The sequence below is a fragment of the Methylobacter sp. genome (assembly GCF_030680395.1).
Classification (GTDB): domain Bacteria; phylum Pseudomonadota; class Gammaproteobacteria; order Methylococcales; family Methylomonadaceae; genus Methylobacter_A.
Window position 1 is genome coordinate 14,827 of the sequence record NZ_JAUXVR010000036.1, and the last position, 22,937, is coordinate 37,763.

The following is a 22,937-nucleotide window of genomic DNA, read 5'->3' on the forward strand; positions in this document are numbered from 1 at the left end:
TCCACCTCAAAATCATCCATTTTTTTAATCATAGTTTTTTAAACTTCACAACCTTGTTTAAAGGACTCAGATTGATTTCATCGATCACTATCTGCGCCCGTGAATTAAGCACGTAGGACACCGCTTCGGCGACATCTTCCGGCTCGATAAAATTGCTTTGCTGATCGCCCGGCTCAAAAGACAGTTGCTCGAAAAACGCGGTTTTGACCATGCCGGGATTGATCAGGCACACCCGCACATTGCTTTTGCCGCACTCTTCGCGCAAGGCTTGGGTAAATCCTCGCACCGCAAACTTGGCGGCGCAGTACATCGCGCCTTTGCGGCTGCCTTTTAATGCGGCTTCCGAGCCGATAAAAATCAAATCGCCGTGGTCTTTGCGTTTTAACGCAGGCAGCAGCGCCTTAACCAAAAAGGCCTGACTGGTAAAGTTCAGGGTCATCAGATCTTCAATTTGGGCATAGGAAAACTCTTCCACCGAGCCGAACTGGCCCCGCCCGGCGCAAAAAACCACCGCATCGATTTCGGGGAAGGCTTGTTCCAGTTCGCGAACTTTTTGCGGTATGTCGTTTAACCGGCTTAAATCCAGTTGCACTGGAGTGAAGTTATCCATCTGCCGAATGAACTTGCCGCTATCGCGGGATACACCGATCACGTGATGCCCTTGTTGCAATAAATTCCTGGCAATAGCGCGGCCTATGCCGGAACTGGCTCCGGTCGCCAAAATTGTGCGTTTTATAGTGTGCATGGGAAAAACTTGTCGGCAGGAATGTAGTTTAAGAGTTGCTCGGTGCAATAGTGCATCATCTCCTGCTCCAGTTCCTGTTTGTAGGAAACCATGCCTTGCTGACTGACTAATGGCCCGGCAAAGAGCTTTTCTTCAGGATACAGTTTATGCACTTTTTTAAAGAAGTTCTCCGGCAGCCTAAACACGCCGAGACTAACCGAATGCAGCAGGTTTAAATCGATTCTGGAAAAAACCTGCTCGAATAGTCGCAGGTACTGCGCTTTGTAGCCGGATTGATAAATCAACGGATCAAAGCGCAGCCCGATTTGCCAGCCCTGTTCCTGCAATTTGCACAATGCATCCAGACGACGCTCAAGTGACGGCGCTTTAGCTTCGACTTTTTCGGCTATTTCTTCGGGAGACAGGCTGAATGCCACGATGCAGCGGGGCAACGGCTCACGACTTAGCAGACTTCTGACCTGAGTGCTTTTGGTTCTTAATTCCAGCCAGGCATTGGGCAAGGTTGCAAAAAACGGCAAAAACTGTTCGGCAAAGCCGGTGACCGGCTCCAAAGCCAGACTGTCGCAATCGTAGCCGGAAAAAAAATGCAGGTTTTCATCAGGCGACTCAAAGCACAGTTGGCGGATGTCATGCTGAAAATCCTCGTAATTGACAAATAGCACGTAGTTGGCCGATTGGTACATGCCCTGCAAAAAACAGTAGCGGCAATCGTACAGACAGTTGAGCATGTGCGAAAAGTAATAGTTTCTTGTCGCCCCGATGCCGTAACCCACAGGCGCAGGCAACGCAAAGTTCTTATATTTTTCGGCCAGTATCAAGGCGGGCTGTTGCTTTTGCAGGCGAAAATTTTGCGCTTTGGGATTAAACACTTCACCGTAACGGCCGCAGGTTACTTTCCTGGCTTGCGGAAATCGCGCCACAATGTCTAAAACACGCGGGTGTTGCAAGACCGCTTCTTCTATATAAATAGTTTCAATCATAGGTTCTGTTTATCGTTTGGTGCGCGTAATGTAGCACAGCTTGTCAGATCAAAAGCCTTGTGATTTATTATGCAGACCTCATATAGGGTAAAATACTTTTAACTCAACAAACCCATTAAGCAAGCATGAAAACAAACAAGATAGGTTTTATCGGCGGCGGCAATATGGCGTCCAGCCTGATCAGCGGACTGATTGCCAGCGGCCATGCTCCGGAACAGATTTGGGTGTCGGATATTAATCCGGACACGCTGACAAACCTTAAAAAACAGCTAAACATAAACACGTCGGCAAACAATGATGACGTCATCAATGCGGTTGATGTCGTGGTCCTGGCAGTCAAGCCGCAGACGCTGGCCGCTGTTGCACAAAGCATCGCTGCACTGATTCAGCAAAAAAAATCACTGGTGGTGTCGATCGCCGCCGGCATTAACCAGAACAGCTTGAGCCGCTGGCTAGGCGCCGATACCGCCATTGTGCGCTGCATGCCCAACACACCGGCGCTGGTATTGACCGGCGCTACCGCATTGCATGCCAATGGCAAGGTAACAGACGAGCAACGCGACCTGGCGGAAAATATTTTACGTTCGGTCGGCATTGCGCTCTGGGTTGACGATGAAGCCGAGCTGGATGCGGTGACTGCGGTTTCCGGCAGCGGCCCCGCCTATTATTTCCTGCTGATGGAAGCCATGGAAAGAGCCGCTTTGGAACTGGGCTTGAGCCAAGAAACCGCGCGTTTGCTGGTGCAGCAAACGGCATTAGGCGCAGCCAAAATAGCGCTGGAATCAGCTGAATCGCCGGAACAGTTGCGTAAGCGCGTCACCTCGCCCGGCGGCACTACGCAACAGGCTATAGAAACTTTTGAGCAAGGCGGTTTTACCGAACTGGTTTCAAAAGCATTACACGCGGCACGAGACCGCTCAATTGAAATGTCTAAACAAATGGAGAATTCATAATGGATTCGAGCTACATGACCGACCCGGCTATTTTCATAATCGATTCGCTGTTTTCACTGTATATCCTGGCGGTACTGCTGCGCTTTTTATTGCAATGGTGCGGCGCCGATTTTTATAATCCTATCTCACAATTTCTGGTCAAGGCGACGCATCCGCCGTTAAAACTGCTGCGCCGCTTTGTGCCGTCCATCGGAAAGATTGATACGTCCTCGCTGGTGCTGGTATTCGGGCTACAAATGCTGGCTGATTTTTCAATATTATTACTGAAAGGCGTCGCTATCAGTATCGGCGCATTGACCATTTTGTCGCTGACTCAACTGGTATCGTTGCTGATCAATATCTTCATCTATGCCGTATTTGCCAGAGCCATACTCAGCTGGATCAATCCCGGCACGTTTAATGCGGCATCGTCTATCCTGCACAGTCTGACCGAACCTGTGCTTAACCTGTGCCGCAAATTCATTCCCGATTTGGGCGGCATCGACTTATCGCCTTTGGCGGCATTAATGCTTTTGCAACTGGCAAAAATGGTCCTCCTGCCGCCGTTGCATCAATTAGCCAATCTGATCGGTTGAACTGGCACCATTGGGAACATGGCGTTTTAACACTGAATCTCCATGTTCAGCCCAAGGCCAGCAAGGATGAATGGGCGGGATTGCACGGCGAACGGCTGAAGCTGAGAATCAAGGCTGCACCGATCGACGGCAAAGCCAATCAGCATCTGATTGCATTTATAGCCAATGAGTTTGCGGTCAGCAAGTCGGCCTGCAAGCTCATTTCGGGCGAATCCGGCCGGGAAAAGCGTATCGCCATCAGCTCGCCGAAAAAACTCCCTTCCCTGCCCGACTCTCTGCACTTCGATATTTCTTTGTAACGGTTGCGTTTTGCATGAATACGAGAGGGCTCAAGACTAAAGAACAGTTTGTTTTTTCGCCTTGCGCCTTTTGCCCTTCGCCTACTCTTCAGTATCTGCTATCTTTGCAATATAATTTATTTTTCTTGGAAAAATCACACATCAGCCATGCAAACACGTACTTTCTCAGTCAGTTTTTTTCTAGTTTGTTTCCTATGTCTAAGCAGCCAGTCCGTGTTTGCCAAAAAGATGTACCGGTGGGTCAATGAGAATGGCGAAACCATTTTCTCCGACCAGGTCCCGCCGGAACAGTCTCAATTGCGCCGGGAATCGCTAAACGAAAAAGGCCGGGTTGTTGAAGTCACCGAAAAAGAAAAAACCAAAGAGCAGCAGGCTGTCGATAACCGGTTGAACGCCCTGAAAAAAGCCCAGGAAAAAATCATCGCCCAGCAAGCGGCTAACGACAAGGTGCTGCTCAGTACTTTCCGTAATGTGGATGACATGCAAGCGAGCCTTTACGCAACCTTGCAGTCTTTGGATGCACAGCGCAATGTGGCTCAGGGCAATTTAAAACGCGTAGAAGACCAACTGGAATCGCAACAAAAGAAAGCTGCGGAACTCGAACGTAACGGCAAAAAAGTTCCAAAAATTTTGCTGGACGAAATCAAGCAAACAGAAGAACAGATACAAGTCGCTTATGCCGAAATAAACAAACAAATCGAAAAAAAGAATCGGGCCAAGGCCGAATTTGAGGCTAACATTGAGCGCTTTAAATTCTTAACGCAGGACAATACAGATCCATCGAAAGCGACCGATAAGGCTGCACAAACGAATATCGCCGATGAGATCGGCCTGTATGCCTGCGAAACCGATGCGCTTTGCGCCAAGGCTTGGGCAAGCGCACATGAGTTTATCAAAGCCAACGCGACTACACCGATTGATACCGATACCGACAAACTGATTATGGGCCGCACGCCTGGAACCGATAGCGACCTGAGCTTGTCGGTCTCAAAACTGGAGGATGAAAACAAAAAGCAGCAACTTTTTCTCGATATCCATTGTCGTGAATCATCGCTGGGCACCGAGCTCTGCGCCAGCCAGAAAGCGCGCGATATAAGGTCGGCGTTCAAGCCGTTTATTGAGGCTGGAATTGCTAAATAACGGCTATTCGCAACAGTCATATCCACTACCGATGGTTGCATACAGCTGCCGAGACACGAGTTTTTAGCCCTATAGACTATAGGGCGGGTAGTTTTTTGCCCACCATTACAAGACCCAAAACAGGTTCATCAATACTGCAGAAAAGCGTCGCGCCCCCTTTTCTTACAGCCTTCTATAATTGATTTTAAAAAACTTAGTGCTATTATTTCATTACTTCTTTGAGGGCTTTTCTTGACAAAAATAAATAGCTCTTCAAAGGAGTCTTTTACTGCTCAAGAAATTAATTTTAGATCACCCATACCACAGGAAGGCATTATGGAAAACACTTCAGGCCAAGGCAAAAAAGCAATCGTTCCAGCAGAAATTGACAACTGGAACTGGGGGGCCTTTTTATTAAACTGGATTTGGGGCATTGGTAATAACACTTTTATTGCCTTGCTGATGTTTGTTCCCTTTGTAAACTTCGTAATACCCTTTGTGCTCGGCGTAAAAGGCAGTGCATGGGCATGGAGAAACAAAGAATGGGAAAGCATTGATCACTTCAAGGCCGTCCAGAAAAAGTGGGCTCGCTGGACAGTCATTGTTTATTTGGGTTTTATCGTACTTTTTGCCGGTTTGTTTTTTATTACAATGTCATCAATTAAAGATTCGGACGTGTTCAAATTAGCCGAATCCCAATTTGAGAGCAGCCGGCAAGCATCAGACCTAATCGGCTTACCTTTTTTTACAGGCTTGCCGTCCGGGAGCATAGAAATTTCAGAACCTAGCGGTAAAGCAACCGTTTCCTTTAGCGTAGAAGGCTCCAAAGGTAAGGGAACTGTGTATTTTGATGCCGTAAAAGAATTGGGACAATGGCAAATAAACAGCCTTGTCCTTGAAGAAGAAATTTCGGGCAAACGGATAGATATTGATCAGCACACTACATCGGCACCTACGGAGGAAGCCGTTGCGCCTACATCTCCGGTATCTGTTGAGAAAACCGACACGCCTTCTGAAACAGTCGTTATAGCCGCTGTGGCAAAAGTCGGTACTGTCCAAGCCAAAGCAGGTGTGCGCAAGCCTACGGGGGATGTTAATGAATTTTGGGATAATTTTAGCTGGGATGAGCTGTCCGCTGATGAGAAAAAACTTTGGGCTGTTTTAGGCTGGAATGGCAGAGTCTGGGGGTCTGAAACTGAATCCCCTGCTTCTGACGGTACTTCGTGGGATAAATTAAGCAAAGAAGAGCAAGCGGCTTTAACTTCTTTAGGCTATGTTAAAAAATCGTGGAATAAGGAATAGCGTTTGTACTAAACACTTAACAAAGCAAGAAAAGCCGGGAATCAATATTTTTTATCATAAAGCTTGTTTTGGGCATCCGAACCCAAAACAAGCGTACAAATCAAACAATTAAGGCCTGTGCTTTACGACTTAAAACACTCGATGAAAACACAAGCCTTATCGCTTCCGGGGACATTCGACGTCGACCTCTCGCCGCCCCCGCTTTCGGCAATATCTGGATGGGCAATTAACGATCAGTCGAAAGTGGCTGACGACTCGCCGCTTTTCTTGTTCCAGCGGATGGTGATTTTTTCTTCCTCACAAAGGTCAATATCGGTCCATTCCACTTCTTCTTTATCGTCATAAATAACTTTTAAGTCATATTTGCAGATTTCATTGGCACTGTGAAATTTTATCTTAGCGTTTTCACCATCACCTAAAACATCCTGACCCAATACATCGTCTAACCAGTCATTCGTAGAGTGAGGGGAAACATAGACTTCATCAATGGTGTAACCCGTCTTGTTGACCAAGGTGAAATCTTGTTTTGCCTCGGCCAAGACGACACTGCTTGCTGCCGAAATTGCCATGGCTGTTATACCGACTAAAAACCATTTTTTCATATTAATCTCTCTGTAATATTAATTAAAATTTCCGTGCTGTGCGTAAAACCGCTAAGCGTTATGATTCTTTTATTATTGTCCATTTTGCCGGCTTGCCGTTTGGACGAAAGTAGTTTCAATTAAACACAACATTTTGTAAAGATTTAACGCTGTAGACTCAAAAATCGCCTGGCTTTAAAGACTGGAACATAGTCTCAAGACACGCTGAGGCAGGAAGCGCGTCGCTATTTGTATTAATGAGCTTTACTGCCCGAAGCTCATGCTCCTGCATCCATGCAGTCATTCGTGGTGAAAATCCCGTGACAAATCAACCATTAAGCAATAAAGTCCCAACCCCTTGATCGGTAAACAATTCCAGCAACACCGCATGATCGACGCGACCATCAATAATATGCACGCTGGTGACGCCGCCTTTTATCGCATCGGTAGCGCAGCGGGTTTTGGGGATCATGCCGCCGGAAATGGTGCCGTCGGCGATAAGTTCCTCGGTCTTTTTGATCGACAAACCGGTCAGCAGCGTGCCCTGCTTGTCCAGTATGCCCGGTATATTGGTCAGTAAAATCAGTTTCTCGGCTTTCAACTGTTCGGCGATTTTTCCGGCCACCAAGTCGGCATTAATGTTATAGGAATGTCCATCTTCACCGACTCCGATCGGCGCGATAACCGGGATAAAATCGCTGCTTCCGAGCATATCGAGAACCGCCGGATCTATGCTGCTCACTTCACCGACATGACCCAGATCAATGATCTCCGGGGCAAGCTCGTCACGGGGAGTAAGATGCAGTTTTTTGGCCCGGATAAAATTACCGTCCTTGCCGGTCAAACCGACTGCTTTGCCGCCGTGCATGTTGATTAAATTGACAATCTCCTTGTTCACCAGTCCGCCCAGCACCATCTCAACCACGTCCATGGTTTCGCTGTCGGTGATGCGCATGCCGTCGACAAAGCCTGTGGTTTTGCCCAGTTTTTCCAGTAGTTGGCCGATTTGCGGCCCGCCGCCGTGAACCACTATCGGGTTTAAGCCGACCAGTTTCATCAACACGATGTCCCGTGCGAAGCTGTGTTTCAGTTCTTCGTCAACCATGGCGTTGCCGCCGAATTTAACCACGATGGTTTTGCCTTTAAAGCGCTTAATATAGGGCAGAGCCTCAATCAGCACATCGGCGATCTGGTGGGCTGTTCTTTTTTGCATCATATTTGTGGTTTTCCGTTACTTAAAAATCAAAAGATTACCACCACGAAGACACGAAGATTTATCTCTTCGTGTCTTCGTGTCTTCGTGGTGGATAAAAGGATTCTATAGCCGGTGAATAATCTTGCCTGCCTGCAAGGTATGGGTTACCCGCCCTTTCAGGGTTTGCCCCCAAAACGGCGTGTTAACGCCCTGGCTTTTCCAGTTTTCCGAATTAACCTGCCAGTCGAGCTCGGGGTCGAAAATACACACATCGGCTGCAAAACCCGGCGTTAACGCACCGCTTTCTATACGCAGAACCCGCGCCGGATTTGCGCTTAAGCAGGCGATACCCTGTTCCAGCGTGATGGCATGTTGCGTGACCAGCTTGAGCATTAACGGCAACAGGGTTTCCAACGATGACATCCCCGGCTCCGTCTCCGGGAACGCGCCCAGCTTGGCGTCCAGGTCATGCGGCTGATGGTCGGAACAGATGCTGTTAAGGGTGCTGCCGGCCAGGCCTTTTCTTAAATACTGTTTATCCGCTTCGGTACGTAATGGCGGTAATACATGATAGGCACTGTCAAAAGGCGTCATGTCATTTTCAGTCAGATGCAGCTGATGAATGGCGACATCGGCGCTGACCTTCAAGCCGTATTTTTTGGCTTGGTGGATTTTAATCACCGAACGCTTGCAGCTTAACTGGCCAAAATGCACGCGGCAGCCGGTCAGTTCAGCCAGCTCCAGACATTGCGCCAGGGCGATGGTTTCGGCCGCTTCCGGCGTGCTGGGCAAGCCGTAGCGGGTGGCGACTGCACCTTCATGAGCGCAACCGTTATTGCTGAGCCAAAAATCATTGGGCCGGAACATCATTAATAAATCATGGCTGGCCGCATATTCCATGGCCCGTCTTAATATCAGCAGATTCTTCACCGGCTGATTGGCATTACCGACGGCAATGCAGCCCGCCTGTTTAAGCGACAACATGGAACTCAGTTCCGTGCCTTCCAGTTTCTGGGTGAGTCCGCCGACTGCATAGATTTGAGGGTAGTCGGCTTTTTCCGCCAGCTCCTTGATCAGCTCGACAACGGCAGTCGTATCGATGACCGGTGCGGTATCCGGTTGCAGGCACAGAGTGGTGACTCCGGCTGCGGCTGCGGCAATCACTTCGCTTTTAAATGTCGCTTTGCGGCTGTGCCCCATATCCCGCAAGCGGGTGCTTAAATCGATAAAACCGGGGCAGACGATTTGACGGCTGGCATCAATGACGGTATCCGGCTTGAAACCGGCCGGTTCGTCAGTCACCGAAACAATCTTGCCGTCTGCGATATAAACGGAACCGACGCGGTCGATGTCGTTAGCCGGATCAATGATTCTTCCGTGGTCTATGCGTAACATCATGCTACCCCCTTATCGCCAAGGATGGTGTGTATGCCACTAGCCGGTAGGGAATCGGCGTGGCGATCGGCATGGACAGCCGCAAACCTGCCGGGAGCAGGTGCGGTCGCTTGCATGGCCATCGCCATGACCGCCATGCGCACGGCGATGCCGTTGCTGACTTGCTTGAGTATCACTGACTGCGGACCGTCCGCGACTTTGGAATCGATTTCCACGCCCCGGTTGATAGGGCCGGGATGCATGACGATGGCGTCGGGTTTGGCGATTTTCAATTTTTCTTCGGTCAGTCCGAAACATTTGAAATACTCGCTCTCGCTGGGCAGTAACGCCGAACTCATGCGTTCTTTCTGCAAGCGCAGCATCATGACCACATCAATATCTTTAAGCCCTTCGGTCAAATTATGCGACACGCTTACGCCTAAGCTTTCCACATGCGCGGGCAGCAAGGTTTTGGGGGCAATCACCCTGACTTCAGCCGCACCCAAGGTGTTTAAGGCCTGGATCTCAGAGCGCGCCACCCTGGAATGCAGTATGTCGCCGATAATGGCCACTCTCAGGCTGGAAAAATCCGGCTTGAGCTGGCGTATGGTGAACATGTCCAGCATGGCTTGGGTCGGATGGGCGTGCTGTCCGTCGCCGGCATTGATAACGCTGATATGCGGCGCGGTCTGTTGGGCGATAAAGTGCGCCGCGCCGCTGATTGCATGGCGCACCACAAACATATCGACAAACATGGCTTCCAGGTTGCGTATGGTGTCGAGCAGGCTTTCGCCTTTTGAGGTGGCCGAGGTGGCGATATTCATATTGATCACATCGGCGGACAGGCGCGTTGCCGCCAATTCGAAGGTCGTCCGGGTACGGGTGCTGTTTTCGAAAAACAAATTGACAATGGTTTTGCCGCGCAGCAGCGGAACTTTTTTAACCTGATGCTCGGACATACCGGCGAACGACTCGGCGGTATCGAGAATTTCCGTCAATAAGCTCTTGCTTAGGCCTTCGATGGTCAGAAAGTGTTTAAGCTTGCCTTCCGCATTTAATTGCAGGTTATCAGTCATTGCTTATGCCACCGCGTCAATGGTTTCCAGATGAACGGCCAAGGGTTCCGGCCCGGTCAGTTTGATCCGCTGATTGGCATTTAAGGTGATCCTCGTGCCAACGCAATCAGGGTTAAGCGGGATTTGTCTACCGTCGCGCTCTATCAACACTGCCAAAACGATCTGGTTCGGCCTGCCGTAATCGAAAATTTCATTCATTGCCGCGCGTATCGTTCTGCCGGTATAAAAAACGTCATCGATCAGAATAATGTCGCGACCTTCAATGTGAGTCGGCAACTGGCTGGGCTTTACATTGGGATTGACGCCGATTTGCGAAAAGTCGTCCCGGTAAAATGAAATATCCAGCAGCCCCAAAGGTTCGCTGATATTTAATCGCCGGTGCATTTGCTCGGCAATCCACACGCCGCCGGTACGAATGCCTATCATCAACGGATTAACCAGCTGCCGCTCGTCGATAATGCGTTTTAGCTCGGCTTCCAGGTTATTTAATAATTCGGGAATCTTTAACACTTAATAGTCCTTTCTGGTACGGTCGTTTAGCCAGGTTTGCAAGATAAGCTGTGCGGCGAGTTGGTCTTGCACTTCCCAGAGTTTATTTGCACTGACACTGACTTCATCAAATAGCATTTGCTTGGCTTCAAATGTCGACAGGGTCTCATCCTGCTGAAAAACCGGCAGTTGATAACGCCCTTCCAGCTGCCTGCAAAATTTTAACATGCGTGGTGTTACAGGGTTATCCGAGCCGTCGGCCTGCTTTGATATGCCGACCACCAAACCGGCCGGACGCCATTCCTGTATCAGCTTGCCGATTATGTCCCAATTGGGGTTTTGATTGATCGAACGAATGGTTTGTAGCGGACTTGCGGTAGCGGTGGTTGTTTGACCGACGGCCGTACCTATCTTTTTAGTGCCAAAATCAAAACCCAGATAGGTATCGGCATTGACTTTGGCTAGTAATGGGTCTTGCATAGTTTATATCGCCAAGGATGGTGTGTATGCCGCAGACTTGTCTGGAACAAGTGCGGCGATCGTCAGGGACGGTGTGTATGCTGAAAACCTGCCGGGAGCAGGTGCGGCGTCTGGTTTGTGTTCAATCGAATACGGCCTGGAATCAGCCATGTCCTGCCGGAGCGGTCAACTGGTTAATATCAATGCCGATCTGGTCGGCTGCCGCGCTCCAGCGTAAATTGACCGGTGTATCAAACAAAACCCGTTTGCCGCAAGGCGTATTAAGCCATGAATTATCCATGATTTCTTTTTCCAATTGCCCGGCGCCCCAACCGGCATACCCTAAAGCCACCAGATACTGCTCCGGACCTTCGCCTGCGGCAATGGCTTCAAGCACGTCTCGGGACGTGGTCAGGGAAATGGTCTCTGAAACAGCCATGGTCGCATGCCAGTCTCCACCTGAAGTATGCACCACGAAGCCGCGCTCCTGTTGCACCGGGCCGCCTGCGAAAACGGGTGTTTCAGCTGCATCGGGCGAGGTGACTTTTATGTCCATCTGCTTGAAAATCTCGCCCAGCTTCATGTCCGTCGATCTGTTAATGACAATGCCTAATGCACCGTCTTCATTGTGTTGACACAAATAGGCAACCGTATGAAAAAAGTTGAGATCCGCCAGATTGGGCATGGCGATAATAAACTGGTTGGTTAAGTAGGTAGCTTGGTTCATGGATATTAGTATCAAAGTTTATGATGACTTAAGCAAATGTTTATCGCGAGATGATATCTGATTCATCAGGAAATTCTCAGCTCGGGTAATCGCCGGTTGTTTGCCGGAAACGCCTGTTTTCACTGTCGCTAAAACCGGTTTATTCTGGCCTACGTTACTGTCTATCGTGTGGTCATGCCTGACTCATCGGAAAACTTCCAAACCCGGGTGATCACCAGAACATCAAGCTCTTTTCGCAACTCTGCGGGTAATGGTGCAAATGGCGCACTCATACGGACAATTCTTTTAGCCGCCTCATCCAATGCAGGATTTCCCGAAGACTGGTTGATGCGTATGCTGTAAATACTGCCATCCGCTTTAATGCCGACATCCATGGTTAAGGTGCCGGAAAAGTTTTTCCTGGTCGCTACTTCAGGGTAATTAAGATTACCGGTACGTTCCACTTTATCCTCCCAATCTTTCATATATTGGGCTGCAACGTATTTATGGGCACTTACCGAGTCAACAAATTTTATCTTGGTTTGCTCGGCAGTCTGCTGGTTGAGCCTGATTTCGGTACCCATTTGTGCAATTTGTTGCTGTAGCATCTCCGCCGTCAATTGTGGGCGCTTTTCAGTGTGCTGACCGGTAGCCGGCTTGCTTGCGGTAACGATCTTTTTTTCCGCTTTTTTCTGGGTGATCAGTTTTTTCGCCGCTGTGGGCTCACTCCGTTCGGGCGCGCTCTTTTTTATCTGCTTGGTCTGGGTATTGCCTTGGCTGGGCAATTGTTGCGGAGGCGGCTCCGGCTTCCTGCTTTGCTCACCCGCGCCAATCTGATTTTCCTGGGCCAACAATTGCGCCTTTTCAGGCACTTTTTTGGCCGGCATATTGACCAAAGTAATATCAATAGATCGGCTGACTTGCTCCGGCTGCGGCGCGGTGAAATTAACCCCCAGCCCAATCACAACATGAATTACAGCCGCTAAAAATAAGGCAATCAATAACGAGTCGTTATTAGACAGCGGCGCAGGTGGTTCAAACATGACCTGATGTGTTCTCATTTATCGCCATGGATGGTGTGTAGGCCGCAAACCTGCCGGGAGCAGGTGCGGCAAGAGTCGTTTCAATATGATCCATTAATTGACCGCAAATATTCAATCCAAACTGGCGATCTAATTCCTGAACGCAAGTCGGACTGGTCACATTAATTTCGGTGAGCGTATCGCCAATCACGTCAATGCCGACAAAAATCAGGCCTTTTTCCCGTAATGTAGGCCCAACCTGGCTGGCAATCCAGCGATCCCGTTCGGTTAATGGTCGGCCTTCGGCCCGTCCGCCCGCCGCCAAATTGCCGCGGGTTTCGCCCTGGGCGGGAATGCGTGCCAGAGCATAGGGTATGACTTCGCCATTAACCAGCAAGATACGTTTATCGCCGTCTATAATTTGCGGCAGATACTTTTGCGCCATCACATAGCGGCTGTTGTACTGGGTCATGGTTTCCAGAATCACGCTGAGATTGGGATCGCCCTGACGCAAATGAAAAATAGAAGTCCCGCCCATGCCATCGAGCGGTTTTAAAATAATTTCGCCCTGCTCCAGCAAAAAGGCCCTGATTCTGGCCGGCTCCCTCGCGACCAGCGTTTCCGCGCAGCACTGGGGAAACCAGGCGGTAAAAAGCTTTTCATTGGCATCCCGCAACGACTGCGGTTTGTTGATCACATAAACGCCCATGCTTTCCGCACGTTCCAGCAAATAGGTTGCGTAAATATATTCCTGATCGAAAGGCGGATCCTTGCGCATCATAATCACATCCAACTGATCCAGAGGAATATCCTGCTCCGCCGTAAACTCGTGCCATTTTTTTTCATCGCGCTGAACCTTAATCGTCCGCGTTCTGGCATACGCTCTGCCGTTTCGGAGGAACAAATCATTGAGTTCCATATAATGCAGCTCCCAGCCTCTGGCCTGGGCTTCAAGTAACATTGCAAAACTGGTATCTTTTTTTATGTTGATATGGTCGATGGAATCCATGACCATGCCGAGCTTAATGGGCATTATTTTTTCCTGATGATTATGTTAGACGAAAGGCGAAAGACAAAGGGCGAAAGGGTAAGAACCCATTGCGCCTTTTGCCTTTTGCCCTTCACCTTTCGTCTTATTTTATAGATTGTTATTTACCTTGAAAAGATTTTTTGGTATAAAGCTCGGCTAACTTTTGAATTTAGGCACGCATTAGGGGTTAATCATGTCCAGAGTATGTCAAGTAACAGGCAAACGCCCAGTTACAGGTAATAACGTTTCACACGCTAATAACAGAACTAAAAGACGCTTTTGTCCAAATCTGCAACACCACAGATTCTGGGTAGAGAGCGAAAACCGCTGGGTTCGCCTCAGAATTTCCACCAAAGGTATGCGTATCATTGACAAGAAAGGTATTGATGCCGTTCTTGCCGATTTGCGTAAATCCGGCGATAACTCTTAAGAGGATAAAAAAATGCGCGATAAAATTAAACTGATTTCGACCGAAGGAACCGGACACTTTTATACAACAACCAAAAACAAACGGACAATGCCCGAAAAAATGGAGATCAAAAAATTTGATCCTGTTGTTCGTAAACACGTTATTTACAAAGAAGCAAAAATCAAATAATTATTTGATTTTAAAAACTTCTTTTCGGTTTGTGTTCTTAAAGCGCCTACTTTTGGCGCTCTCGGAAATTGCTCCACAGGCACAAACCCAGCATATCGTAACCCGGCATCTACAAATCTGACTGCCGGGCTACACTGCCGCCCTTATGCCCTGCGGGTAACCCGACCTACCCTCCTTTTAGCTTATCCAGTACTTGGGTTAGCTTCTCCATCTGCTTGTGCAGTATTCGACATTGCTTTTCAGCATGTTCCTTGTCAAATTCCAGTTTCATGCACTTATCATTGAGCTGTTGGTTGGTATTTTTGAGGGTTTCATTGTCAAATTTAAGAGCTCTTACCTGATCTTCCAAGATGCTGGTAGTGGCAGCCATCAAATTATCGGCGGACTGCTTCCTGTTATTATTTTCGGGGAAACCTTCACTGAAAATAGGAGCCTCATTTTCCGGTTCAAGCCTGATATTCGACTTTATTTCCGGGGATGGCGCGTATTCCTCAAGCTTGACGGAAGCAGGCGCAGCAGACGTAAAGCTTTCCATCCCACCTTTCAAAATCATTGCATCAATTTTATGCCTGAGCAATAAAAATGCGGCGGCTTCACTGGTCTTACCATCCTGGCAAACAACAACGACAGGCTTTTCATGGCTGATTGTCTTAAGTTGCATTCTCAAGGAGAAAAAAGGTGCGTTGATACTGCTCTCAAGATGATGATTTTCATACTCGTCCTGCGAGCGGACATCCAGCAAAATCGCCCCCTTTTTTATCGCTTCCTGCACGCCTTCATAATCGACAAACTTTAAAGCAGGCTCTTTTATTAAAGATACAAATTGTTTTTTATCCAACCGCAATAACACAATGTCCGTCAGAGCCGTAATCGTTACGTTTCTAGTCGCGCCGGAAAGCAATGCATCTTCGCCAAAAGTATCGCCGTTTGCCAGCTGAGCCAACTTAATTTCTTTTGCATTGGGGGACGGCTTACGTGTTAACAAGCATTGCCCATTTTTAATCAGATAATAATAATCTCCTGTGCCACCCTGTTCGAGTATGGTTTCACCTTCCTTGAAATGAACGGCTTCCAGGCTCATTAATATTTTTTGTAAATTAGCGGGGGGAAGACGTTGAAAAATAGGCGACCTCAATAATGCTGTCATCCAGTCATCTGGATCGCCTTCAGTCTCGTCAATGACCATGCAACTGTTGTCCTCTTTGTAAGCAAGGGAGAGTGGATTGTTAACAATATCAGCATTCAGCCGCAAAAAACGCACCCTTCCGTTCGCGACTGCATCAATTTTTCTTGGGATCTGGTGCGCCAGCGCAAACTTGGCAGAATCACTGCTTGCAGCAATGACTTCAACAACCAGTCCAGACGCCTGAAGAGTAACCTCACCACTTATCAGATAAACAAGTTGGGGCGATACGTCACCTTTTTTAAACAAAAAACCGTCTTGCACTTCTTCGACCGTCATTTCAGCGCATAACGCATTAAACCGAGCGCCCGGCAATGTTGCGAGCGGGATTAGCTTGCGAATAATCAGCCCATCTTCAGAATTGACGTCTATAGTCATTCAAATATTTTAAGCAAGATGACAGTTAAATGACAGTGTTGATTTTTAAAAAAACTACTTTAACACACCTTGTATTAAACATTTTTACACATATATTATAGATTACGTATGTTTCACAAATACCGGGAAAACATGATGAATACTAAATCTGTAAAGCAGCTGTTGTTTATAACTTTTTTATCCATTTACTTTTGTATAACCACTGCTGCAGAGGCTGCTTTGCCGCCTTATGTAGAAGGACAGGCACTACCGTCTTTAGCTCCCATGCTTGAGCGCAGCATGCCGGCGGTGGTTAATATATCAACCTCGACCAATATTACGGTAAGTGAAAATCCACTGATGCAGGACCCGGTTTTTCGCCAATTTTTTAATATACCCGACCAGCAACTGCGACGGCAGCAAAGAAACAGCTTGGGCTCCGGCGTTATTATCGACAGCAAGCAAGGCTTGGTTTTAACCAACAACCATGTTATCGATAAAGCGGATACCATCACAGTGACCTTGAATGACGGTCGACAGCTTGCCGCTAAATTAATCGGCACCGATCCTGAAGCTGATGTTGCTGTCATTCAGATTCCTGTCGATAACTTGACCATGCTGCCGATTGCCGATTCCAACCAGCTGAAAGTCGGCGATTTTGTTGTCGCCATAGGCAATCCTTTCGGCTTGGGGCAGACCGTAACATCAGGCATAGTCAGTGCCTTGGGTCGTTCCGGTCTGGGCATAGAAGGCTACGAAGATTTCATCCAGACCGACGCCTCGATCAACCCCGGTAATTCAGGCGGCGCGCTGGTTAACCTGCGCGGTGAACTTGTCGGCATGAATACGGCAATCATTGCTCCCACCGGCGGTAACGTCGGCATCGGTTTTGCGATACCTTCCAATATGGCCATGACCATCAAGGAGTCGCTGGTCAAGCACGGCGAGGTTCGGCGCGGATTGTTAGGCGTAACCACGCAAGATCTGACACCTGAACTGGTCAAGGCGTTTAATTTAAAAAATATACAAGGCGCCGCTATCAGCCGAATTGAAAGCAACTCACCCGCAGCAAAAGCCGGATTGGAACCGGGCGACATCATTGTTTCAGCCAATGGCCGCCCCATTAAAAACAGCCATGACATACGCAATATCATCGGCATGATGCAAATTGGCGACAAAGTTGAGCTGGAATATTTCCGCGGCAACGAGAAAAAACAGGTTACCGCGATAATCGGTAAACATGAATTGCCTCGACTGGCAGGAAATCAGCTACATCGCTCGTTACAGGGCGCACTGTTAAGCACGTCGCTAAAAAACCAGATTGAAGGTGTCTTGATTGAAAAAGTCGACACTGCTTCAGGTGCATGGCGCGCAGGCTTGCGTCCTGGCGACGTTATCATATCGGCAAATCGCTATCGCGTTCGTAGTATTGAGGAGTTAAAGCAGATAGTTGATCCGAATGGTCCTTTGTTAATTAACATTCAGCGAGGACAGGAAGGCTTCTTTGTTGTGTTAAAGTGATTAAATGAAAGGCGAAGGGCAAAAGGCGAAAGATGCATATTTTCGAACCTTTAGCCTTTAGCCTTTAGCCTTTAGCCCTTCGCCTTTAAAAAACATGACTCCAGATAGAAACTTCATCCCCCTTAACATTGCGATACTGGTCGTTTCCGACAGCCGCACCGATGCCGACGACGTATCCGGCAAAACCCTGGCCGAACGCGTAACCGATGCAGGACATCAGGTTATTGAAAAAAAAATAGTGCCTGATGATATTTATCAAATCAGGGCGACTATCTCAAACTGGATTGCCGCAGACAATATTAATGTCGTGATCAGCACCGGCGGCACCGGCGTCACCGGCAGGGACGGCACGCCTGAAGCAGTTGCGCCGTTGCTGGACAAGCTGCTGGACGGTTTCGGCGAAATCTTCAGGATGCTGTCCTATCAGGACATTAAAACCTCAACTATCCAGTCCCGAGCGATTGCCGGAGTTGCTAATGCGACCTATATATTTTGCTTGCCCGGCTCATCGGGAGCCTGTCGCACCGCATGGGATGCGTTGATCAAAGAGCAGCTCGATCATCGCACTCGCCCCTGCAATCTGGTGCAGCTAATGCCCAGACTGATGGAAAAATAATGAAACCGGTTTTTTTATTGATCGGCGCATTAAGCGCATTAATCGGTGTCGGCATGGGCGCATTTGGCGCTCATGGCTTAAAAGCCGTTATCAGTCCGGAGATGTTGACCGTCTACCAAACCGGCGTGACTTACCAAATGTGGCATGCGTTGGGACTGATCGGCGTTGCCCTGATCCACCAGCAAATGCCTGGCTCCAAATTATTGCACTGGGCAGGATGGTTGATGTTCGCGGGCATATTGCTGTTTTCCGGCAGCCTGTACGCTCTGGCACTACTCAATCATACCTGGCTAGGCATGATCACTCCCTTCGGCGGCGTTTGTTTTTTAACAGCCTGGTTATTAATCGCGCTGTTCGCCAACCAAAACATCAGATCTTCAGATCACAACAGCAGGTATAAATAATGCGCGACCCTAACCCCCAAACCATCTATCTAAAAGACTATACCGTCCCCGAATACCTGATTCACAGCGTTGCCTTAAATTTTACCCTGGATGATGAAAACACCGTGGTTAGCTCGCGACTCACCCTGAGCCGCAATCCTGCCAGCCAGTCTCGCGACACATCGCTGACTTTATCGGGTGAAAATCTGAAACTCATCCGCGTGAATCTGGATGACGGCAATGAATTATCCAAAGATCAATACCTGCAAACCCAGGATGCGCTAATCATTAACAATGTTCCGCAGCAGCAACGTTTTGTGCTGAGCATCGAAAATACAATCAACCCGAAAGCCAACACTGCTTTGGAAGGGCTATACCTTTCCAACGGTATGCTGTGTACTCAATGCGAGGCGGAAGGCTTCAGGAAAATCACCTATTTTCTGGATCGCCCCGACGTAATGACGCTGTTCACCACAACCTTGGTCGGCAACAAAGATCGCTATCCGGTTTTATTATCCAACGGCAACAAAATCGCTCAGGGCGAATTATCGGATAATCGCCACTGGGTAACCTGGGAAGACCCGTTCAACAAGCCGTGCTATTTGTTTGCGCTGGTTGCAGGACAACTCGAATGCATAGCAGACCGCTTTACCACGCAATCCGGCCGCGACATCGACCTGCAAATCTTTGTCGAAAAACACGACATCGATAAATGCGACCATGCTATGCAATCGCTGAAAAACGCGATGCTTTGGGATGAACATGTGTACGGCCGCGAATACGACCTGAATTTATACATGATCGTCGCAGTCAGCCATTTCAACATGGGCGCGATGGAAAACAAGGGGCTTAACGTATTTAATACCAAATTTGTGCTGGCACGGCCCGACACCGCGACAGACTATGATTATGAGCATATCGAAGCCGTCATCGGCCATGAATATTTCCATAACTGGACCGGCAATCGCATCACTTGTCGGGACTGGTTCCAGCTCAGTTTGAAAGAAGGCTTTACAGTGTTCCGCGACCAGGAATTTACCGGCGACCGCACCTCTAAGGCCGTTAAACGCATCGAAGACGTCAACATGCTGCGTACCCGCCAGTTTGCTGAAGACGCAGGGCCGTTGGCGCATCCGATACGCCCCGATGCCTACATAGAAATCAACAATTTTTACACCTTGACTGTGTATGAAAAAGGCGCGGAAGTGGTGCGCATGATCCATACGCTGGTTGGCCCCGAAGGCTTTCGCAAAGGCAGTGATTTATATTTTGAGCGTCATGACGGACAAGCGGTGACTTGCGACGACTTCGTCAGCGCCATGGAAGTCGCCAATAATATTGATTTGACCCAATTCCGCCGTTGGTATGCCCAAGCTGGAACGCCGGTATTAACCGTTCAGCAGCACTATGACCCCTCCGCACAAACCCTGACTTTAACCTTAAGCCAAAGCTGTCCGCCGACTCCGGGACAAACGATTAAAGAACCGCTGCATATTCCGGTAACGGTGGGCTTACTTAATAAAGACGGTTCAGTCGCACCTTGTAATCTGCAAGGCAGCATTCCTTCCGGGCCTGGCAATGAGCGCAATGAAATCATTTTGCAACTCACCCAGTCCGAACAGGCATTTACCTTTGAAGGTTTAACCGAACAGCCGGTGATTTCTATCCTAAGAGGATTTTCAGCGCCGGTCAAACTGGTGATGGAGCGCAGTCTGGAAGAGTCGGCATTCTTGTTAAGTTACGACAGCGACACCTTTAATCGCTGGGAAGCCGGGCAGCAATTGGCCGGACAGATTATTATGGGGCTGATTGCCGATTTACAAAACGGCAGGGTCATGCACGTCAACCCCATTATGATTAATGCCTTTAAGCAGGTACTGGAACAACCGTGGGATGACTTGTCGTATTTTTCTTTGCTATTAAACCTGCCTTCAGAAACCTATCTGGCCGAACAAATGCAGGTTGTCGATGTAGAAGCCATCCATACCGCCCGCGAATGTGTCACGGTGGCTTTGGCCAAGCAGTTGCAATCGCAGCTCCAGGCTTTATACCTGAATAATCATCGGGATGAATCCGGCGAATTCGACTCCGGCGCGATAGGCCGCAGACGCATCAAAAATACCTGTTTAAGTTATTTAAGTAAGCTGGAAAACAGAGACATCCATGAATTGTCTCAACAGCAATTTAATACCGCCAAAAACATGACCGACCAAATGGCGGCGTTATCGGTTATCGCCAATAGCCCGCATCCTGCCAAACAACAGTGCCTGGACAGTTTTTACCGCCAATGGCAAGCGGAAGCGCTGGTTATAGACAAATGGTTTACGCTGCAAGCTTCCAGCAGCATGCCCGACACTTTTGCGACCGTGCAGGCGTTAATGCAGCACCCTGCGTTTGATTTAAAAAACCCAAACCGGGTCAGATCATTGATTGGCGCATTCAGCCAATCTAACCCGCTGCATTTTCACGCGTCGAACGGACAAGGCTATCAATTTCTCGCCGACCAGATTATCGCGCTTAACACATTGAATCCGCAGATTGCCTCGCGCATGGTTGGCGCATTAACGGCATGGCGAAGATATGACGAAAGCAGGCAAGCACTGATGAAAGCGCAACTGGAACGGATTATAACGACCGAAGCGATTTCCAAAGATGTTTACGAAGTGGCGAGTAAAAGCCTGGCTCACCAAGCGTAATGAAGGGAGGCGCCAAAAATGTATTGATTACCGGCGCTGCCAAGCGCATAGGTGCGGCTTGTGCGCGGCTACTGCATAGCGAGGGCTGTAATGTTTTTCTGCATTACCGGTCTTCGGCAGCAGAAGCGCAGCAGCTTTGCGATGAGCTGAATCAACAGCGTCCCGGTTCGGCAAAAATCATGCAGGCCGATTTGCTGAACATGGCCGAGCTGGAGAATGTTGCCAAGGAAGCTTGTCTGGCCTGGGGCGGCATCGATGTGCTGGTGAATAATGCTTCATCCTTTTATCCAACGGCTATGACCGATGTGACCGAACGGCAATGGGATGAGTTATTGGGCAGTAACTTAAAAGCGCCGTTTTTTCTGGCGAAAGCCTTGGCAAAGACCTTAGCCGATAATCAGGGCTGTATCGTTAATATTATTGACATCCATGCCGAACGAGGGCTAAGCGGTTATCCCGTCTACAGTATCGCAAAGGCCGGGCTAGCCGCCATGACCAAATTTTTAGCCAAGGAACTGGGACCGGCTGTCAGAGTCAACGGCGTGGCTCCGGGGGCTATACTCTGGCCCGATAACGATCTATCCGAATCGGTCAAACTGGAGATACTGCAACGGGTAATGTTAAAACGCAGCGGCGAGCCGCTTGATATTGCCGAAGCCGTGCTTTTTTTGATTAAGGATGCCGGTTACATTACAGGTCAAATACTGAACGTCGATGGCGGACGCACCCTATTTTGTTGAAGCCCAGGACGGCGTGACACGCTTTTGCCTGAGATCGGTCTTGTCGAATTGATCCCAAAGCTCGGCGTAGCTGATGTGACTGACAGGATGTTGCAAACTCGAGGCAATTTCGGCCAAAGGTTCAAGCACAAAGGCGTAATGTTCGATTTCATCCCTTGGTATTTGCAAGCGGCCATCATTGACGATCAGGTCGCCGTATAAAATCAGGTCCAGATCGAGGGTGCGCGCAGCAAATTTCCGGCTGTCGCGCGTGCGGCCATTATCCAGCTCAATTTGCCTGAGTTGCTTGGCAACCGCCTTCACTTCCAAATCGGAATCGAAACCGACCACAAGATTGTAGAAAACATCGCCTGTAAAGCCGACCGATTCGGATTCATAAGTACTTGAAACCGTCAGCTCGCCAAAAGCTTGCTCAAGCGCCCGCAGGCTGGCTGGGATGTGTTCATCCTTGTTTATGTTGCTACCGATGCTGATGTAGCCTCTGGTCACGATGTTCTTTCTCCACGCTCAATGATAATGCCGACATCACTGGCGCCGCGGATCGCGCCTTTTTTATTCAGAGTTATTTTCACCCAAGGCACATTAAATTCGTTACGGATAATGTCGGCTATTTCTGAAATTAATTTTTCAACCAGCAAAAACTGGCTGGCCTCAACAAAAGAAATAATGCGGTGAGAAACTGTTTTGTAATCAAGCGTGTATTGAATATCATCGGTTTCAGCGGCTTTTTGAATATCAAAAGCCATCTCAATATCAAGAATGACGGTTTGTTTGGTCACTCTTTCCCAGTCATAAATACCGATGATAGTTTCAATTTCCAACCCGCCTAAAAATATGATGTCCATTGTGTTTTCCGGTTATGATGCGTGTTTTTTTAAAAGCGGTAAGTATCAGGGAAACGCCCTTTGCTTACAAGTTCTGATGATGAAAAGGTTACT

25 protein-coding genes and 1 pseudogene are annotated in these 22,937 nt (G+C 48.6%); 12 read left to right on the plus strand and 14 right to left on the minus strand.

Features of this window, described 5'->3' with window-relative positions; translation table 11 throughout:
* Positions 1-28 precede the first annotated feature (28 nt).
* Both Q8L79_RS14645 and Q8L79_RS14650 read right to left on the minus strand, forming a co-directional pair.
* Complete coding sequence (locus tag Q8L79_RS14645; RefSeq protein ID WP_305272537.1) at positions 29-745, minus strand: SDR family oxidoreductase; 717 nt, start codon at positions 743-745, stop codon at positions 29-31.
* Positions 733-1,725 carry a spore photoproduct lyase family protein gene (locus tag Q8L79_RS14650; protein WP_305272539.1) on the minus strand — a complete coding sequence of 331 codons (993 nt, stop codon included), beginning with the start codon at positions 1,723-1,725 and terminating at the stop codon, positions 733-735. Before Q8L79_RS14650 ends, Q8L79_RS14645 begins: the two co-directional genes overlap by 13 nt.
* A gap of 125 nt (positions 1,726-1,850) precedes the next feature.
* Here Q8L79_RS14650 and proC point away from each other — a divergent pair, with 125 nt between their 5' ends.
* From proC to Q8L79_RS14675, 5 genes are all read left to right on the plus strand, one after another.
* Positions 1,851-2,678 carry a pyrroline-5-carboxylate reductase gene (proC, locus tag Q8L79_RS14655; protein WP_305272541.1) on the plus strand — a complete coding sequence of 276 codons (828 nt, stop codon included), beginning with the start codon at positions 1,851-1,853 and terminating at the stop codon, positions 2,676-2,678.
* Positions 2,678-3,253: a YggT family protein gene (locus Q8L79_RS14660; protein WP_305272543.1), complete on the plus strand. Its 576-nt coding sequence runs from the start codon at positions 2,678-2,680 to the stop codon at positions 3,251-3,253. The genes proC and Q8L79_RS14660 overlap by 1 nt, the downstream gene beginning before the upstream one ends.
* Complete coding sequence (locus Q8L79_RS14665) at positions 3,250-3,552, plus strand: DUF167 family protein (protein WP_305272545.1); 303 nt, start codon at positions 3,250-3,252, stop codon at positions 3,550-3,552. Before Q8L79_RS14660 ends, Q8L79_RS14665 begins: the two co-directional genes overlap by 4 nt.
* Positions 3,553-3,699: 147 nt before the next feature.
* On the plus strand, positions 3,700-4,692 hold the full coding sequence (locus Q8L79_RS14670; protein WP_305272547.1) for a DUF4124 domain-containing protein: 993 nt from the start codon (positions 3,700-3,702) through the stop codon (positions 4,690-4,692).
* A gap of 315 nt (positions 4,693-5,007) precedes the next feature.
* Positions 5,008-5,973 (plus strand): cytochrome c oxidase assembly factor Coa1 family protein, encoded by a 966-nt coding sequence (locus tag Q8L79_RS14675; protein ID WP_305272549.1) that lies wholly within the window; start codon positions 5,008-5,010, stop codon positions 5,971-5,973.
* Between the two features lie 233 nt (positions 5,974-6,206).
* Here Q8L79_RS14675 and Q8L79_RS14680 read toward each other — a convergent pair whose 3' ends face one another.
* From Q8L79_RS14680 to gshB, 9 genes and pseudogenes are all read right to left on the minus strand, one after another.
* Positions 6,207-6,575: a hypothetical protein gene (locus Q8L79_RS14680; RefSeq protein WP_305272551.1), complete on the minus strand. Its 369-nt coding sequence runs from the start codon at positions 6,573-6,575 to the stop codon at positions 6,207-6,209.
* Between the two features lie 307 nt (positions 6,576-6,882).
* Positions 6,883-7,770 carry an acetylglutamate kinase gene (gene argB, locus Q8L79_RS14685; RefSeq protein WP_305272553.1) on the minus strand — a complete coding sequence of 296 codons (888 nt, stop codon included), beginning with the start codon at positions 7,768-7,770 and terminating at the stop codon, positions 6,883-6,885.
* A gap of 102 nt (positions 7,771-7,872) precedes the next feature.
* Complete coding sequence (locus Q8L79_RS14690) at positions 7,873-9,147, minus strand: dihydroorotase (RefSeq protein WP_305272555.1); 1,275 nt, start codon at positions 9,145-9,147, stop codon at positions 7,873-7,875.
* Between the two features lie 104 nt (positions 9,148-9,251).
* Positions 9,252-10,199 (minus strand): annotated as a pseudogene (locus Q8L79_RS14695) (aspartate carbamoyltransferase catalytic subunit); the annotation flags it as partial.
* A gap of 3 nt (positions 10,200-10,202) precedes the next feature.
* Positions 10,203-10,709 (minus strand): bifunctional pyr operon transcriptional regulator/uracil phosphoribosyltransferase PyrR, encoded by a 507-nt coding sequence (gene pyrR, locus Q8L79_RS14700; RefSeq protein WP_305272556.1) that lies wholly within the window; start codon positions 10,707-10,709, stop codon positions 10,203-10,205.
* The gene (gene ruvX / locus Q8L79_RS14705) at positions 10,710-11,168 is read right to left on the minus strand and encodes a Holliday junction resolvase RuvX (RefSeq protein ID WP_305272558.1); all 459 of its coding nucleotides are present in this window, start codon (positions 11,166-11,168) and stop codon (positions 10,710-10,712) included.
* 142 nt (positions 11,169-11,310) lie between these two features.
* Positions 11,311-11,874 (minus strand): YqgE/AlgH family protein, encoded by a 564-nt coding sequence (locus tag Q8L79_RS14710; RefSeq protein ID WP_305272560.1) that lies wholly within the window; start codon positions 11,872-11,874, stop codon positions 11,311-11,313.
* Positions 11,875-12,035: 161 nt separating this feature from the next.
* Positions 12,036-12,914 carry an energy transducer TonB gene (locus Q8L79_RS14715; RefSeq protein ID WP_305272561.1) on the minus strand — a complete coding sequence of 293 codons (879 nt, stop codon included), beginning with the start codon at positions 12,912-12,914 and terminating at the stop codon, positions 12,036-12,038.
* Positions 12,889-13,908: a glutathione synthase gene (gene gshB / locus Q8L79_RS14720; protein WP_305272563.1), complete on the minus strand. Its 1,020-nt coding sequence runs from the start codon at positions 13,906-13,908 to the stop codon at positions 12,889-12,891. The genes Q8L79_RS14715 and gshB overlap by 26 nt, the downstream gene beginning before the upstream one ends.
* A 190-nt stretch (positions 13,909-14,098) precedes the next feature.
* Between gshB and rpmB the strand changes: the two genes are divergently transcribed.
* Entirely contained in the window at positions 14,099-14,335 is a 237-nt protein-coding gene (gene rpmB, locus Q8L79_RS14725) for a 50S ribosomal protein L28 (protein WP_305272565.1), read from the plus strand.
* Positions 14,336-14,347: 12 nt separating this feature from the next.
* Positions 14,348-14,503, plus strand: coding sequence for a 50S ribosomal protein L33 (gene rpmG / locus Q8L79_RS14730; protein ID WP_006890747.1), 156 nt, complete (start codon positions 14,348-14,350; stop codon positions 14,501-14,503).
* Between the two features lie 166 nt (positions 14,504-14,669).
* On the opposite strand, the gene Q8L79_RS14735 is transcribed toward rpmG, so the two are convergent.
* Positions 14,670-16,064 carry a cyclic nucleotide-binding domain-containing protein gene (locus tag Q8L79_RS14735; protein WP_305272585.1) on the minus strand — a complete coding sequence of 465 codons (1,395 nt, stop codon included), beginning with the start codon at positions 16,062-16,064 and terminating at the stop codon, positions 14,670-14,672.
* Positions 16,065-16,199: 135 nt separating this feature from the next.
* On the opposite strand from Q8L79_RS14735, the gene Q8L79_RS14740 reads away from it, so the two are divergent.
* From Q8L79_RS14740 to Q8L79_RS14760, 5 genes are all read left to right on the plus strand, one after another.
* Complete coding sequence (locus tag Q8L79_RS14740) at positions 16,200-17,564, plus strand: DegQ family serine endoprotease (protein ID WP_305272587.1); 1,365 nt, start codon at positions 16,200-16,202, stop codon at positions 17,562-17,564.
* Between the two features lie 94 nt (positions 17,565-17,658).
* Positions 17,659-18,180 (plus strand): molybdenum cofactor biosynthesis protein B, encoded by a 522-nt coding sequence (gene moaB, locus Q8L79_RS14745; RefSeq protein WP_305272588.1) that lies wholly within the window; start codon positions 17,659-17,661, stop codon positions 18,178-18,180.
* Positions 18,180-18,584 carry a DUF423 domain-containing protein gene (locus Q8L79_RS14750; RefSeq protein ID WP_305272591.1) on the plus strand — a complete coding sequence of 135 codons (405 nt, stop codon included), beginning with the start codon at positions 18,180-18,182 and terminating at the stop codon, positions 18,582-18,584. The genes moaB and Q8L79_RS14750 overlap by 1 nt, the downstream gene beginning before the upstream one ends.
* Complete coding sequence (pepN, locus tag Q8L79_RS14755; RefSeq protein ID WP_305272593.1) at positions 18,584-21,259, plus strand: aminopeptidase N; 2,676 nt, start codon at positions 18,584-18,586, stop codon at positions 21,257-21,259. The genes Q8L79_RS14750 and pepN overlap by 1 nt, the downstream gene beginning before the upstream one ends.
* Positions 21,259-21,999: a pteridine reductase gene (locus Q8L79_RS14760; RefSeq protein ID WP_305272596.1), complete on the plus strand. Its 741-nt coding sequence runs from the start codon at positions 21,259-21,261 to the stop codon at positions 21,997-21,999. The genes pepN and Q8L79_RS14760 overlap by 1 nt, the downstream gene beginning before the upstream one ends.
* Here the strand turns inward: Q8L79_RS14760 and folK are convergent.
* Positions 21,988-22,488 (minus strand): 2-amino-4-hydroxy-6-hydroxymethyldihydropteridine diphosphokinase, encoded by a 501-nt coding sequence (folK, locus tag Q8L79_RS14765; protein WP_305272597.1) that lies wholly within the window; start codon positions 22,486-22,488, stop codon positions 21,988-21,990. The genes Q8L79_RS14760 and folK overlap by 12 nt on opposite strands.
* Positions 22,485-22,844 (minus strand): dihydroneopterin aldolase, encoded by a 360-nt coding sequence (gene folB, locus Q8L79_RS14770; RefSeq protein ID WP_006890755.1) that lies wholly within the window; start codon positions 22,842-22,844, stop codon positions 22,485-22,487. The genes folK and folB overlap by 4 nt, the downstream gene beginning before the upstream one ends.
* Between the last annotated feature and the right edge of the window lie 93 nt (positions 22,845-22,937).